The organism is Heliophilum fasciatum, from assembly GCF_004341395.1.
In the GTDB taxonomy this organism is placed as follows: Bacteria; Bacillota; Desulfitobacteriia; order Heliobacteriales; family Heliobacteriaceae; genus Heliophilum; species Heliophilum fasciatum.
This window is the reverse complement of sequence record NZ_SLXT01000005.1, coordinates 77,224-91,048: the sequence shown is the minus strand read 5'-3', so window position 1 is coordinate 91,048 and position 13,825 is coordinate 77,224. Positions and strand designations below refer to the sequence as shown.

Genomic DNA, 13,825 nt, shown 5'->3' with positions numbered 1-13,825 from the left:
TAATCAACCTGCCTGAATCCAGGCAGGTTGACACCTACTGCACCGCATACATGCGCTGCCAGATCTTCTCCATTTGACCGCCTAAGGTATCCTTGCGCACCGCTTCCTGGGCTACCAGATCAACCCGGCGCATTTCCTGCCCTTGCTGCACGACGACCAGTTCACCGAGCTTTTGTCCGGCCTCGACCGGTGCGTTGACACTGTCGACGACTTCCGTATAAGCTTCAATATTTTTGTCCTTGCCCCGTTCCACCATCACACCCGGTGTTCCCAGCGGCACGACGGCTACCGTATCCTTTTCACCTTTGGCTACTTTCACCTGCGCCAGCGGATGCTGTTTTTCCGCTACCGGGAAAAAGCGATACTTGCTAAAGCCATAATTGAACAGCTTCATGGACTCCTTAAAGTGACCGCGCATCTCCGGCACACCAAAAACCGTCGCCACCAAACGCAAGCGATCACGCTCGACTGTGGAAGCCAAACAAAAATTCGCTTCTGACGTCCAGCCGGTCTTGAAGCCGTCCGTACCGGCATACCACCAGAGCAACTTATTGTGGTTATCCAACAGCATGGGCTTGGCCGAATCGCCACGGATCTTATAGTGACGCGTCGCAGCCATCTCCCGCAGTTTCGGATACTTGAGCGCTTCCTTGGCGATGATCGCCATGTCATAGGCAGACGTATAGTGATCCTCCGCCGGCAAACCATGAGGGTTGACAAAATGGGTGTTTTTCAAGCCCAGGGAAGCGGCTTTTTTGTTCATCTCATCGACAAATCCCTCATAGGAACCGCTGACATGCTCCGCCACGGCCACACAAGCATCGTTGGCTGACTGTACTGCAATCGACATCAACAGATCTTGCATACCCATCTCTTCACCGGGCTCCAGGTAGATTTGCGATCCGCCCATCTCAAAGGCCCGTTGACTGGTAACCACCTTGTCCTGCAAGCCCACTTTGCCCTGATCAATCGCATCAAAAGCGACGAGCAAGGTCATCAGTTTGGTTACACTGGCCGGTGCCACATGGGCATGGGCATTTTTTTCGAACAGAATCTTGCCGGACTCCGGCTCCAGTAGCACCGCTGATTTCGCTGACGTTTCCAGGTTAACTTCCGCCATGGCACCGGAAGGCACGGCACCAATACACAGGGAACCGAGCACCAACAGCACACCGGCACGACGCCACCAGCGGCATCCTCCTGATTCCTTCCCTGACCGCTTCACCTTAATGCATTCCCCCTTTGCAACTGTTTCCTACAGCTGTTCAGGTTCATTATTCCCCAGGTAAGCAAGGGTCATGCGGAAATCAAAACAGGCCGGTTCGCTCACCAAAAGCGCGCTCATTATCGACCCAGCAGCAACTTTCGGCGGTGAAGCGGTAAAGCGCCGTTTTACTAAGCGTCAGCGCCAAGGCCGGCTCCGTGAGAAAGCGTTGAAAAAAATCAAAGCGTCGGCCAAAGAGGACGAACCGCGCTGCCCGCTCCGGCAGACCTTCCACCAGGCTAAGCGTACCGGCCATCTGCAAACCGGCAATCTGCCGGTAATCGGCCGGCGCCCGGGCGATGGTAACGGCGGCAGGCTTGACCTCACCCGGCGCCAGTGCCGCCACATGACGAGCCCGCGGTGACGATAAAAAGAAAAACTGCCGACCTTCCCAGATATAGTACACCGGCGCCGCCCAAGGCCCCTTTTCATCGGCGATGGCGACGGTCATGGCGCGCTGCTCCTCCAGTAAGGCCAGCACCGGTGCCGGCCAGCATGTTTCGTCGGTCATCGGATCTCGCCCAAAATCAAGGGCGGTTTCGCCACCGGGCCCGTTGCCCATTGATAGGCCCCTTTGACCAGCGCTTGCGCCTCGGTAACACCACGGCCGTTGTGCCAAAGCTCCACTACACATTCACCGGCCCCTACGGGATCACCGATCCGCTTATGGAGCACAATGCCCACAGCGCTGTCCACGGGATCGCCTTTTTTCACCCGTCCGGCACCTAAGCTAGCGGCAGCGCGGCCGATGGCCAGCCCGTCGATGGCGCCAATCCACCCATCGACAGGTGCGCCGATCCGGCAATTCTCCTGCGCTTGCGGTAACGACTCGGCCAGCCGCTCACCGCCCAGCCAGGTGCCGCCTTGCGACTCGACCAAAGCAGCCCATTTCGCTAAAGCCGCCCCCGAGCGTAGTGCCTCTTCCGCCATCATTCGGCCTTGTGCTACCGTTTCGGCCTTGCCGGCCAGCCAAGCCATGCGCGCGGCCAAAGCTAAGCTGACTTCCCGCAGATCCGGCGATACTCGGCCGCGCCCATAGAGAGTGCGATTTTCCAGAATCGCTACGGCTTCTTCCACTTCCAGTGCATTGCCGACAGCATTACCCAGCGGCTGATCCATCTTGGTCAACAGCGCCATGGTCCGGCGGCCCAGTTTTTCGCCGATGGCCACCATGGCCCGTGCCAGTTCCTCCGCTTCGGCCTGTGATTTCATAAAAGCGCCGTGACCGACTTTGACATCGAGCATGATGGCTTGACAGCCGGCAGCCAATTTTTTGCTCATGATGCTCGCCGCAATCAGCGGCACCGACTCGACAGTAGCCGTCACATCACGGAGCGCATACAGCAGCCGGTCCGCAGGCACCAGTTGAGCGGTCTGACCGGCCACAGCCAAGCCGATCGCTTGCACTTGCGCCACAAACCGCGCCTGGTCCATCTGGACGTCGAAGCCGGCGATACTCTCCAGCTTATCCAGTGTTCCCCCCGTATGGCCAAGACCGCGTCCCGAGAGCTTCGCCACCGGAATGCCCATGGCCGCAACGAGTGGTGCCACGATCAGCGTCGTTGTATCACCAACACCGCCGGTGCTGTGCTTGTCCACCGTCGTTCCGGCAATCCCCTGCAGATCGAGCGTCTCACCGGAAGCGACCATCGCCTCCGTCAACGCTGCCGTTTCCCCTGCCGTCATTCCCCGGCAAAAAACGGCCATGCACCAAGCGGCTGCTTGATAATCGGCCACGGTGCCCTTCACATAGCCGTCGATAAAAAAACGAATCTCCGCCGGTGTCAATTCCCCGCCGTCACGTTTTTTAGCAATGATCTCATAGATCGTCATCACCTTACCTCCAAACGCGCATCACCGCACCGGTACCGAGCGGCTTGAGACCCAGCCACGCTAATATGGTCTCGCCCACATCGGCAAAGGTGGTCCGTGTGCCCACATCGACCGGTTGAACGGCCGAGCCGGCTAAGAACACCGGCACATACTCCCGGGAATGATCGGTTGATGCTGTTGTCGGATCACAACCGTGATCGGCCGTGATCACCAGCAGATCGTCCGGCCGTAGCGCCGCCAGAATCGCCGGCAGCCGCCGGTCAAAATCCTCCAACGCCCGGCCATAGCCCACCGGATCGTTGCGATGGCCAAATAACATATCAAAATCAACGAGGTTCGTCAGGATGAGCCCGCTTTCCACTTCTCCCATTAACGCCAGCGTCTGATCGATGCCCTCCCTATTCGATCGGCTGGCTCGACGCTCGGTGATGCCCCGTCCGGCATAAATATCGGCCATTTTACCGACAGCCGCCACGGTCATGCCCGCCTCCTGTACCCGTTCCAGCATAAGCGGTCCCGGCGGCTGCAGCGAGTAATCATGACGATTGGCCGTGCGCACATAGGCGCCGGCTTTCCCGGTAAAGGGACGGGCAATCACCCGCCCGACGGCATGGGCGCCTGTTAACAGTTGCCGGGCTGTTTCACAGTACCGATACAGATCTTCCAGCGGGATGACCTCTTCATGGGCAGCAATCTGAAACACCGAATCAGCCGACGTATACACGATCGGATAGCCTGTCCGCTCATGGTCAGCCCCTAAACGCTGGATAATCTCCGTCCCGGAAGCTGCCACATTCCCCAGTGTCTTGCGCCCGATGGCCTGCTCAAAAGCGTCGATGATCGCCGCCGGAAATCCCTGGGGATAGACAGGAAAGGCCTGTTCCAGAATCAATCCGGCCAGTTCCCAATGACCGGTAGTTGTATCTTTACCGGGCGAACGTTCCGCCATTTTGCCATAAGCCGCCTGGGGCTGCGCCACAGCAGGAACACCGGCAATCGCTGCAATCCGTCCCAGCCCCAACGAAGCCAACACCGGCAAAGCCAAGCCGCCCAATGCTTCCGCCGTGTGCCCCAAGGTATGGCTTCCCTGATCACCGTATTGGTCCGCATCAGGCAGTTCCCCGATCCCTACGCTGTCCATCACTAAAAAAATCGCCCGTTTTCCCATCGCCAACACCTCATTTACTGTTATTTGCACCATCAATCAGGCTGCGTCTTGGTGGAGCGTTTCACCACCCGTAAGCGCGCCCGGGGATGACTGGCATCATAGACCGTACGCAATCGCTTCACCGTCACATGCGTATAGATCTGCGTCGTGCCAATATCGGCATGGCCGAGCATCTCTTGAATCGCCCGCAAATCAGCTCCGTTTTCCAGCAAATGCGTCGCAAAAGAGTGACGCAGTGTATGGGGCGTCAGTTCCTTTTGGATCCCGGCCGCTTTGGCATAGGCCTTCAGCAATTTCCAGAAACCTTGCCGCGTCATCGGCCCACCGCGCCGCGTTAAAAACAACGCCTTTTCTCCAGGTCGCCGGATCCATTCCCCGCGAACCCGCCGTAAGTAGGCTTCAATGGCCGCCACAGCCATGCGCCCCAGCGGCACCACCCGTTCCTTGTTCCCCTTGCCGATCACCTGCACAAAACCAACGTCCAAGCTCACTTGATCGGTGCGCAGCGACACCAGTTCACTGACACGTAACCCTGTGGCATAGAGTGTTTCCATCATCGCCCGATCACGAATTCCCCGCAGCGTCATCGGCGGACTTTCCAGCAGCGTTTTGATCTCCGCTGCATTTAATACCTGCGGCAAGTGGCGCGGTAGTTTCGGCCCGGCCAGCAGCACCGTCGGATCGGCCTCGATCGTACCTTCATCCAGCAAAAATCGATAAAAACCTTTTAATGCCGCCAACCGCCGCGCCCGCGTTGTGGACTGCAAACCCCGACGATGCAAATCGTAGAGATAGGCTTGTACATGGGAACGCTCCACTTCCACCACGCTTTCCCCACCGCGGGCGATCAAAAAAGCAGCCCAATCGCGCAAATCGCGGCGATAGGCTGCAATGGTATGGGCGGCCAAACCCCGCTCTACGGCCAAATAGGTTAAATACGTTTCCTGATGGGGCAATTCCCATTTCCCCCTTTGCCCTAACTCAATCCCGCCAATCGCGCCATAATTCAGCAAGTGAACGATCAACCCGCATTGGTTGACCGGAAGGCCGCTCCTCTTTCGGCACTTCCACAGCCACACGCCATCCTAAGGACCACGATCCCCATAAAAAACCAGTCAGCAACAACAGCAACAAAGCATAGAGCCCGTACCGCCGCCATCCCTTCATTGCGACCACCTCTTCGCCACAGTGTGCTACGAATGTATGCACCGTGGCTCGCAAAGAGACGGACCTTCATTTACCACCCTTGCCACTGCGTAACCGCTCCATACAACGGTTACACTAGCATCAAAAATCTACAATTGGAGGGATAATCATGAATCGCCGGCGCAACAGCCTTTCCATCAGCCGGAGCCTGACCATGGATAAAACGCTACCGAGCAATCCACCGCGCCAAGGGCCCGCCGCTGCACCATCGAATCCTTCGCCACCGTCAAGTTTGTCAAGCGGCAGCATTCGACCCGCTTGGGAACTTTATCCCGGCGAATAACCGTCAATTCACCGCCGGTACAACAGGTGTAAAAAATCGCCCCAACAAGACCGGCGTAACATAGGCATCACAGAACCCGGCAAAAGCCGCCACCGTCAACAAGATACAAGCAATGCCCAGATAAAGCCCTAAGGCTTTGAGCAAAGAAATCGTTGTCTCTTGTCCCTGCCGTCCTCGAATCCACCAGAGCGAAAAGATCAATGCTGCCACAGCCGTCACCGTTAATGCCGGTAAAAATAATAACAACGACGGCAACAGCGCCACCAAAGCCATCCATAACCCATCCGTTGGCCGCGACATCAAAAGGATACCGACGGAAAAACCAAGGACAGCTCCGCGAAAAAGCAAAAACAGCAACACCGCCGGAACACCGATCACGGTAAGACCGAGAAACAAAACCAATCCTACCGACAATAGATTTTGTCCGACGGCTTGCCAGACCAACCGGGGCTCATCCAGTTCCGCCAAACCGGCCAAGGCCGTTCCCAGTTGCATCCGCAATTCTTCCGCTTGCTCTGCCGGCAGCAAGGTCACGCCGATCGAGCCAACAGCAATGCCTGCCGCAATCACCAACAAAGTGATCAAATAAAATCCCCAATGACTGCGCAGGTGATAGCGCATCACTGACGCAACTCGTTCTCCCATGCATCCCGCCCCTTGTCTACTTCTGGTTCAGGCTGGTGGACAGCCTTACCATACAGTATGACAAGAAGGGTCGCTACAGACCGGTTACATCCTAGCGCTCCTTATCCGCTTGAAACATCCGTGCCGCATGATAAAGGCCGATAATCGATTTGGCATCGACAATCTCGCCGGTAGCGATCATCTCCAGCGCCGCCGCCAGCGGCACCACCAGCGGTTCCACAAACTCATCATCATCAGGCCGCGCGTTGGAAACCTTTAAATCCTGCGCCAGATACACATGTAACTCCTCATCGGAAAAACCGGGACTTGTATAAAAACTGAGCATATGTTGCCAACGGCGCGCCGCAAACCCCGTTTCCTCTTCCAGTTCCCGCTTGGCACACTCCAGTGGATCTTCATCAAGATCTAACTTACCGGCAGGGATCTCAATGGCGACCTGGCCAATGGGATAACGCCATTGCCGGACGAGAATCACCTCGCCCTGCGCCGTCAATGGCACAATCGCCGCGGCCCCCGGATGCTCCACAAACTCCCGCGTTCGCACAGCTCCGTCCGGTAAGGTCACCCGGTCATAGCGAATGGTCAGTATATTTCCTTCAAAAACGATCCCCTTTTCCAGCATTTTCTCTTTTAAGTGTTCCATGCTCTCAGCCTTTCTCCCCTGATCATCATTTTCGTCCCGCCAAGCGAATGATCGCTAACAAATAGCGGGCATTGATAATCAAATCATCAATACGAATAAATTCCTCCGGTGTGTGTACCTTTTGCATGCCAATCCCCAGCGTCGCCGTCGGTAAGCCACCTTCATTGAAAATATTCGCATCAGAGCCACCACCAAGCGCCGCCAATGTCGGCGATACCCCTAACTCTTCAGCCGCTTTCATGGCCAGCGCGACCACCGGATCTTGAGCAGTCAATTCAAAACCGGCATAAACTTTGGTCGTTTGCACGTCCGCTTTTGCTCCCCGTAGCGCTGCTGCCTGCTGAAAACAATCGATCATGTGCGCCGTCTGAATGTCCAGCCGAGGCTGTTGCCGACTGCGCGCTTCCCCATGAATCAGCACCCGTTCCGGCACAATGTTAGTCGCAGTACCACCCTGAATTTTGCCGAGGTTGGCCGTCGTCCACTCATCAATACGGCCCAGCTTCATCATCTGTACGGCCTGCGCCGCCACTTCAATGGCGCTGATGCCTTCCTCCGGCGCAATCCCGGCATGGGCCGCCCGGCCTTGAATCGTAGCCGTGATATTATTCTGTGACGGTGCGCTGACAATAATCGTTCCTGCCGGACCTGACGCATCCAGGACATAGCCCATCTTGGCTTGGAGCCGTTCTAATTGAAACGCTTTCGCCCCTTTTAAACCGCCTTCCTCCTGTACGGTAAACAGCAGTTCCAGCGGCGGATGGGGTTCGCCCGTTGCTTGCAATACTCGTACCGCTTCCAGGATCGCCACGATCCCGGCCTTGTCATCAGCCCCCAAAATCGTCGTGCCATCGGATCGAATGTATTCGTTTTCTACCACCGGTACTACCGGCCCGGTCACCGCTACCGTATCCATATGGGCGCTCAATAGCAGAGTCGGTCCCGGTCCGCTTCCGGGAATACGCACCAAAAGATTCCCGCAGTCACCGGGAATCTTGGCACCGGCATCATCTTCTTCGACCGACAGTCCCAGCGCCGTGATCATCGCCGTTAACACATCGGCCACTTGTCGTTCCCGCCCGCCCGGCGAAGGAATCGCACATAGTTGAACAAAATCACGAATCATCCGTTCCCGATTAATCAACGGCCGCTACACTTCCTTCCATTTGTTCTTCTTCCTCATCATTCATCGTCACTTCATCGAGCTTCCCTTTGGCTTCCAAGGCCAGAAAAGCATCGACCACCACAGGGTCAAACTGGGTGCCGCGGCCCCGGGCCAGTTCAGCTAACGCGTGAGCACGCGGCAACGCTTTGCGGTAGACCCGGTTGGCCGTCATCGCTTCGAAGGTGTCAACCACCGAAATAATCCGCGCACCCAAAGCAATCTCTTCACCTTTTAATCCTTCTGGGTAACCCTTACCGTTATACCACTCATGATGCCCCGCAATCATCGGCGTTAAATGACGTAACGAGGGGACTTTCGAAATAATCTGCTCACCAATCGTTACATGCATCTTGATCTCGGCATATTCAGCATTGGTTAACTTACCGGGTTTACGTAAGATCGATTGGCTGATACAAATCTTACCGATATCATGCAAAATCGCCGCTAAGGCCACCTGCTCTTGCTCCACCGGCGAAAGGTTCATCTCTTTCGCCAGTAACTGGACATAGCGCCGTACATATTCCGAATGACCGCGCGTATCGGAATCCTTCGCATCCATCGTCGCTGTAAACACTTGCACCATGGACCAGTACAGATCCTTCTTCGAAGCCGCCAAACACAACCGGTTAATCTTATCTGTATTTCTGCGTGACTCTCCCTCATTCCAAAAACTAAAGCGCTCATGGCCTGTACAAAACCGCTCGGCAAAAACTTGCCCCATGTATACGCTAAGGATAAAGATCAATCCCCGCCAGAGGAGAATTTGCCAGTTTTCGGTTCCATAGGCAACGCCACTAAGGGAGAGACATAACAAAAAGGACGTACCGACGAGGATCGTCGCTGACCACCGTGAAAAATAGATGGCCGTGCCAAAACAAAGCAGCGGATAGGCAAGGAAAAAATCACTTTGCCAGTGACCGGTCTGGGCAATCCACCAGGGTAACCACAGTACATCCAAGATCCATAAAGCCAGAACAATTTTACGGTGAACCACAATCCGCCAGTGCCACAGTACTCCTGCCAGCAATGAGTAGGCGAAAAAAATCAACGCCCATATCATAGCATGGTTTCCTACCGGTTGAAGGGGCTGCAAAAGTGCATAAAACAAAACTAATCCAACAACCATCAGCCGAAGCAAAAGCAACGACCGATTTAATGGCAAAAAGCGTTCCATTCGCTCAAGCCACCTCTCCCCGTATGTAGTGCCTTCGTGCTCATGGTACCGTTCACGCTCATCACTACCTTAAATTCGTCATTCCTTTTGGCTTTCTCGGTTACGCGACTAAAGGCGTCAGTCATGACAAGGTCATGACCGACGCCGGAAATCGTTTTTACAGATCCACCTTAAACTTTTCCACCGCATGGCGCATTTGCTCGGATAACTCTCTCGACTCTTTCGCACTGGCGACAATCGTGTCAATGGAAGCTGCCGTCTCTTCCGTTGAAGCGGCAACTTCTTCCGCATTGGCTGCTGTGTTTTCCATAATGACCGCAATCGAACGCATCAACTGCACAAAGCGATCCAGCGATTCCATCTCTTGATCCGCTTTATGAACAATCTGCTCCATTGCCCCGGCCAGCGTATCAACGGCATCGGTTACGCGATCAAATACTTGGCCGGCTCGCAACACCACTTCTTGCCCTTGCTCCACTTCGACCCGGCTTTGTTGCGTCGCCGCAACGGCTGCGTCCGTACTTTGGGCAATCTTTTCCACGAGAGCGGCAACCTCTTCCGCCTCACGGTTCGATTGTTCCGCCAGATTGCGTACTTCATTGGCCACTACGGCAAATCCTCGTCCGGCTTCACCGGCGCGAGCCGCTTCGATGGCCGCATTAAGCGCCAGGAGATCGGTTTGCGCGGCCAGCCCGGTAATCGTATCGGTGATCGAACCGATTTGCGCCGAATACTCATTAAGCGTGCTGATCAATTCTTCCGTTTCTCTGGTTCTTGCTTTGATCCGGTTCATCCGTTCTACCGTCTCGCTGACCGTCGCTTTGCCTTCACGGGCGACGAGCAAGGTTCGTTGCGATTCATCCGCCGAGGCACCGGCTTGACGCTGCGTGGCCCGCATCAATTCGGTCAATTGATCCAACAACGCCGTGGCATCATTGAGCGACATATTGCCCGTACCGGCATCCTCAGCAACCGATTGAATATTTAACGCCACCTCATTGGCTACATAGGCTACTTGATTGCTCGAATCCTCCATCTGCTGGGCTGATTCGGCCACGGCCAACGATGCCTTGCGGACCGTACTGACAATATCGGCCTGTGCCTGCACCATATTATTAAACAGCGTCGTTAAGACACCGATTTCATCGTTATGATGCACTTGCGCCCTGGCCCGCAAATCACCGTCAGCCATTGCGTTCACCACATGAGTAATGTCATCGATCGGCTTTACCACATATTTGCGGAAAAACAGATAGACAACCACAACGACCAAAATAGTCACTACGGTAGCCACCAACAAGGTGATCAGCAACTGTTGGTTACGCGAAAGTCCTTCCAGATTCGCTTTGACGCTGATGGCACCGCGAAAATCACCGGCTTTATAGCCTTCTTTCATATGTCCAAGTGGATCCGGTGTCCCGGCCGGCTCACCGTGACAAGGTAAGCAGTTAGCATCAATATATAGGGGCTTGACAAAGCGCATCACCCGTAGGCCTCGCTCTTCCACTACTTCTTCCCATTCTTGCAGCGCCGGATTGCTTTGTAATTTTTGTAATACTACCTTTTCCCAATCATCAGGAGCATCTTTGGCGTTCCGAAATTTTTCACTGGTATATTTGATCGTGAAGGTCGGGTCATCAGGTCGGCTACCGGTTACGTGATTGCTGATAAACGTTCCGATATCAGCCTGCTGGGCCGTCAACTCTTTCGATTTAGCGATGAGATTGCGTTCGGCAATACTGATAAACATTTCGGGTAACAAAACAGTGCCGACGACCATGAGAAGCAACAACGGAATCATCGCTAACATAAACCGGGATGCTAACTTCATGTTCTGCAACATTCTTAATTTCCCCCTAAACTCCCTGCACGTACACTCCCTAGCTGAATATGCAAGATTTCGCCAACGAAAGAGTAAACTCCTGCTCTTGGTCCGAACCATAACGAATAATTAGAGAAAAGGGCTAAAGAATAAAAAAAAGCCCGTTCCAACGAACGAGCTACCATCATCTTTTATCCTACTTTTTGCTCCAGCCGTAGCTTGTCGGCGACCATGGCGATAAATTCGCTGTTCGTCGGCTTGCCCCGCTCAATATCGATCGTGTAGCCAAAAAACTTCGACATCATCTCCACATTGCCCCGATCCCAGGCCAGTTCAATCGCATGACGGATTGCCCGCTCCACCCGCGAAGGGGTCGTCATGTATTTTTGCGCGATCATGGGGTAAAGTTCCTTGGTAATCGCCCCGAGCAGCGTTACTTGATCAACCACCATGATGATCGCATCGCGCAAATACTGATAGCCTTTGATGTGAGCTGGCACACCCATCTGATGAATGATGTTGGTAACCTCCACATCCATGTTACGGGTGCGCGTAACCGGCATGTAGGTGGGTGCAGAAACAAACACAGGGGTAAAACCACTAACTAACTGGCGAATGCGGTTACCGAGGATGGTCAGATCAAAGGGTTTTAAGATGAAATAGTCTGCGCCCAATTGCACGGCCCGGTGGGTAAGGGACTCCTGACCAAAAGCCGTCAGAATAATCGTCCGCGGCCGTTGGCTTAAGTTCATGGTACCCATGCGCTCCAGTACACCGATTCCATCTAAATGGGGCATAATAATGTCTAAAATAATCACATCAACGGTATGTTGCTGAATCAACTGTACCGCTTCTTGACCATGGCTGGCAACTGCCACCAGATCCATATCCTCCTGCGTACTGACATACTCGCGCAGTATATCACAAAATTCCTTGTTATCATCAGCGAGTAGGATCCGAATTCGATTTGCCATTATTGTAACCGCCTCCCAGAATTTTCACTGCACTAGTTTTTCGACACCACCAAGGGATATCCTTCCGAGGGATCGGAAAAACCGTTCCCAAAAAAGCCCAATATTTTTACATTTAATGCCAGCAACTTTGCTTTCTCCCGCGCATTTTTCTGCCTTTATGTATGTTTATAAAGCATAAACGGCTTTTCTGCCATAAAATTTTTTTGTCGCTTCCAGGGAAACCTAAAAAAAAAGTTTTGCCTCAACGGCAAAACCCCCACTTGTCGCTCTCCCGACTGCCATAAGCCTGATTCTTCTACCATTTTTTCGATCAGTGATCCATAACCCGTCGTCGGCGAATTGACAAACACGTGACTGACCGCGCCGACCAGTCGTCCGTCCTGAATGATCGGGCTGCCGCTCATGCCTTGAATGATGCCGCCTGTTGTCTGCAACAAGCGCTGATCGGTCACACGAATTACCAATCCCTTGCCGTCGCTGCGATTCAACAATACCCGTTCAATCTCAATGGTAAAGCGTTCAATCTGCTCACCGTCAACGACCGTCAAAATCTCTGCGGGCCCCTCACGCACTTGTGATGCCAGCGCAATCGGCAACGGCTCCTGGTACAGCGTATTGGTCACCTTGCCGCTCATGCGCCCGAAAATACCGACGGACGTATTTCGCAGGATCGTGCCGTTAAATCGTGCCGACTCTTCTTCCTGAAAGATACCGATCTTTTCGCCCGGCATTCCTTGTCTTCCCGGTTGGATCCCCTTGATCCATGCTGGGATCACGCGGCCCTCCGCCACATCGATCCGCTGATTCGTATCAGCGTCATTGATCACGTGGCCAAGCGCACCGTAGAGACCGGAAGCAGGATCGTAAAAGGTCAGCGTCCCCACACCGGCGGCGCGGTCACGGACAAACAACCCCACGCGAAAGCGTTTGGTTTCACCACAGCGCACCGGCGTCACTTGTCCGCGCAAGGTTTCACCGTGGCGGACATATTCGATATCGACAAGACCGCCCTTTTTACCGGCCTCATCAATGACCCGAGCCAGTTCGGCATCGGAATGAACCCACTGGCCGCCGACTTTTTGAATCACATCGCCAACAGCTAACCCGCTTGCTTTGGCCGGATACTGCTTTTGCCCTTGCTCATCGATGATCGGCGCTTGACCGACCACGATCACACCTTGCGCGTGGAGCATCACACCGATCGACTGGCCGCCCGGCAGCAAGCGAACCGGCGGCACCACATCAACAGTCATTTGTTTGACCGGCAAAAAGCCCAGCCAGCGCAGCGTGACTTGATAGCGTCCCGTTTGTTCCATCGTCGAGGCTGCAATCCCGTCACTTGCATCACCATTCGTGACCGGTGATGTTCCACCGGGATGAACCCGGTGCATTTCCATGGTTACATGACGTAATAATCGCTCAGGAAACTTTCGCTGCCATTGTTCGCTAGCATCTACCGTCGTACGAAATTGCGACGGCGTTGTCCATAAACTTAGCGCTTCCTCCGATAAGCTCAAGCCAATCACAGAGAGCACCACGATCCAGGCGATCACATGACGCAGTCGAATTTTCCCCATGCCCACCTCCATCAGACTTTGATCGCAACACCGTTACTTTTTCCGTGATCCCCCGATGGATATCCCGAGAA

The 13,825-nt window shown here is 54.4% G+C and carries 14 protein-coding genes; 1 reads left to right on the top strand and 13 read right to left on the bottom strand.

The window, feature by feature from the left end; translation table 11 throughout:
* Positions 1–34: 34 nt before the first annotated feature.
* The 6 genes from EDD73_RS03845 to EDD73_RS03820 form a co-directional block, all read right to left on the bottom strand.
* Entirely contained in the window at positions 35–1,120 is a 1,086-nt protein-coding gene (locus tag EDD73_RS03845) for a D-alanyl-D-alanine carboxypeptidase family protein (protein WP_131918546.1), read from the bottom strand.
* Between the two features lie 187 nt (positions 1,121–1,307).
* Positions 1,308–1,775 carry a pyridoxamine 5'-phosphate oxidase family protein gene (locus tag EDD73_RS03840; protein WP_165876303.1) on the bottom strand — a complete coding sequence of 156 codons (468 nt, stop codon included), beginning with the start codon at positions 1,773–1,775 and terminating at the stop codon, positions 1,308–1,310.
* Complete coding sequence (locus EDD73_RS03835; RefSeq protein ID WP_131918460.1) at positions 1,772–3,097, bottom strand: thymidine phosphorylase; 1,326 nt, start codon at positions 3,095–3,097, stop codon at positions 1,772–1,774. The genes EDD73_RS03840 and EDD73_RS03835 overlap by 4 nt, the downstream gene beginning before the upstream one ends.
* Before the next feature lie 4 nt (positions 3,098–3,101).
* A complete protein-coding gene (locus tag EDD73_RS03830; RefSeq protein ID WP_131918459.1) occupies positions 3,102–4,265 on the bottom strand; it encodes a phosphopentomutase in 1,164 nt (387 codons plus the stop codon).
* A 32-nt stretch (positions 4,266–4,297) separates the two neighbouring features.
* On the bottom strand, positions 4,298–5,221 hold the full coding sequence (gene xerD / locus EDD73_RS03825) for a site-specific tyrosine recombinase XerD (RefSeq protein ID WP_243116780.1): 924 nt from the start codon (positions 5,219–5,221) through the stop codon (positions 4,298–4,300).
* Positions 5,222–5,246: 25 nt separating this feature from the next.
* Positions 5,247–5,432: a hypothetical protein gene (locus tag EDD73_RS03820; protein WP_131918457.1), complete on the bottom strand. Its 186-nt coding sequence runs from the start codon at positions 5,430–5,432 to the stop codon at positions 5,247–5,249.
* Positions 5,433–5,580: 148 nt separating this feature from the next.
* Here EDD73_RS03820 and EDD73_RS14780 point away from each other — a divergent pair, with 148 nt between their 5' ends.
* Complete coding sequence (locus EDD73_RS14780; RefSeq protein WP_165876302.1) at positions 5,581–5,754, top strand: hypothetical protein; 174 nt, start codon at positions 5,581–5,583, stop codon at positions 5,752–5,754.
* Between the two features lie 3 nt (positions 5,755–5,757).
* On the opposite strand, the gene spoIIM is transcribed toward EDD73_RS14780, so the two are convergent.
* From spoIIM to spoIVB, 7 genes are all read right to left on the bottom strand, one after another.
* Positions 5,758–6,399 (bottom strand): stage II sporulation protein M, encoded by a 642-nt coding sequence (spoIIM, locus tag EDD73_RS03815; protein WP_131918456.1) that lies wholly within the window; start codon positions 6,397–6,399, stop codon positions 5,758–5,760.
* A 91-nt stretch (positions 6,400–6,490) separates the two neighbouring features.
* A complete protein-coding gene (locus EDD73_RS03810; RefSeq protein ID WP_131918455.1) occupies positions 6,491–7,042 on the bottom strand; it encodes an NUDIX domain-containing protein in 552 nt (183 codons plus the stop codon).
* Positions 7,043–7,067: 25 nt separating this feature from the next.
* Positions 7,068–8,186 (bottom strand): M20/M25/M40 family metallo-hydrolase, encoded by a 1,119-nt coding sequence (locus EDD73_RS03805; protein WP_131918454.1) that lies wholly within the window; start codon positions 8,184–8,186, stop codon positions 7,068–7,070.
* A complete protein-coding gene (locus EDD73_RS03800) occupies positions 8,179–9,381 on the bottom strand; it encodes an HD-GYP domain-containing protein (protein ID WP_131918453.1) in 1,203 nt (400 codons plus the stop codon). Before EDD73_RS03800 ends, EDD73_RS03805 begins: the two co-directional genes overlap by 8 nt.
* 157 nt (positions 9,382–9,538) lie before the next feature.
* Positions 9,539–11,224 carry a methyl-accepting chemotaxis protein gene (locus EDD73_RS03795; RefSeq protein ID WP_165876301.1) on the bottom strand — a complete coding sequence of 562 codons (1,686 nt, stop codon included), beginning with the start codon at positions 11,222–11,224 and terminating at the stop codon, positions 9,539–9,541.
* Positions 11,225–11,394: 170 nt separating this feature from the next.
* Positions 11,395–12,177: a sporulation transcription factor Spo0A gene (gene spo0A / locus EDD73_RS03790; protein ID WP_131918451.1), complete on the bottom strand. Its 783-nt coding sequence runs from the start codon at positions 12,175–12,177 to the stop codon at positions 11,395–11,397.
* A 155-nt stretch (positions 12,178–12,332) separates the two neighbouring features.
* Positions 12,333–13,754: a SpoIVB peptidase gene (gene spoIVB, locus EDD73_RS03785; protein ID WP_165876300.1), complete on the bottom strand. Its 1,422-nt coding sequence runs from the start codon at positions 13,752–13,754 to the stop codon at positions 12,333–12,335.
* Between the last annotated feature and the right edge of the window lie 71 nt (positions 13,755–13,825).

Excerpts from the sequence above, each read along its gene's own strand:
- EDD73_RS03845 (WP_131918546.1), bottom strand. The coding sequence starts at position 1,120 with ATGGCGGAAGTTAACCTGGAAACGTCAGCGAAATCAGCGGTGCTACTG.
- EDD73_RS03840 (WP_165876303.1), bottom strand. The coding sequence starts at position 1,775 with ATGACCGACGAAACATGCTGGCCGGCACCGGTGCTGGCCTTACTGGAG.
- EDD73_RS03835 (WP_131918460.1), bottom strand. The coding sequence starts at position 3,097 with ATGACGATCTATGAGATCATTGCTAAAAAACGTGACGGCGGGGAATTG.
- EDD73_RS03830 (WP_131918459.1), bottom strand. The coding sequence starts at position 4,265 with ATGGGAAAACGGGCGATTTTTTTAGTGATGGACAGCGTAGGGATCGGG.
- EDD73_RS03820 (WP_131918457.1), bottom strand. The coding sequence starts at position 5,432 with ATGAAGGGATGGCGGCGGTACGGGCTCTATGCTTTGTTGCTGTTGTTG.
- EDD73_RS14780 (WP_165876302.1), top strand. The coding sequence starts at position 5,581 with ATGAATCGCCGGCGCAACAGCCTTTCCATCAGCCGGAGCCTGACCATG.
- spoIIM (WP_131918456.1), bottom strand. The coding sequence starts at position 6,399 with ATGGGAGAACGAGTTGCGTCAGTGATGCGCTATCACCTGCGCAGTCAT.
- EDD73_RS03810 (WP_131918455.1), bottom strand. The coding sequence starts at position 7,042 with ATGGAACACTTAAAAGAGAAAATGCTGGAAAAGGGGATCGTTTTTGAA.
- EDD73_RS03800 (WP_131918453.1), bottom strand. The coding sequence starts at position 9,381 with ATGGAACGCTTTTTGCCATTAAATCGGTCGTTGCTTTTGCTTCGGCTG.
- EDD73_RS03795 (WP_165876301.1), bottom strand. The coding sequence starts at position 11,224 with ATGTTGCAGAACATGAAGTTAGCATCCCGGTTTATGTTAGCGATGATT.
- spo0A (WP_131918451.1), bottom strand. The coding sequence starts at position 12,177 with ATGGCAAATCGAATTCGGATCCTACTCGCTGATGATAACAAGGAATTT.
- spoIVB (WP_165876300.1), bottom strand. The coding sequence starts at position 13,754 with ATGGGGAAAATTCGACTGCGTCATGTGATCGCCTGGATCGTGGTGCTC.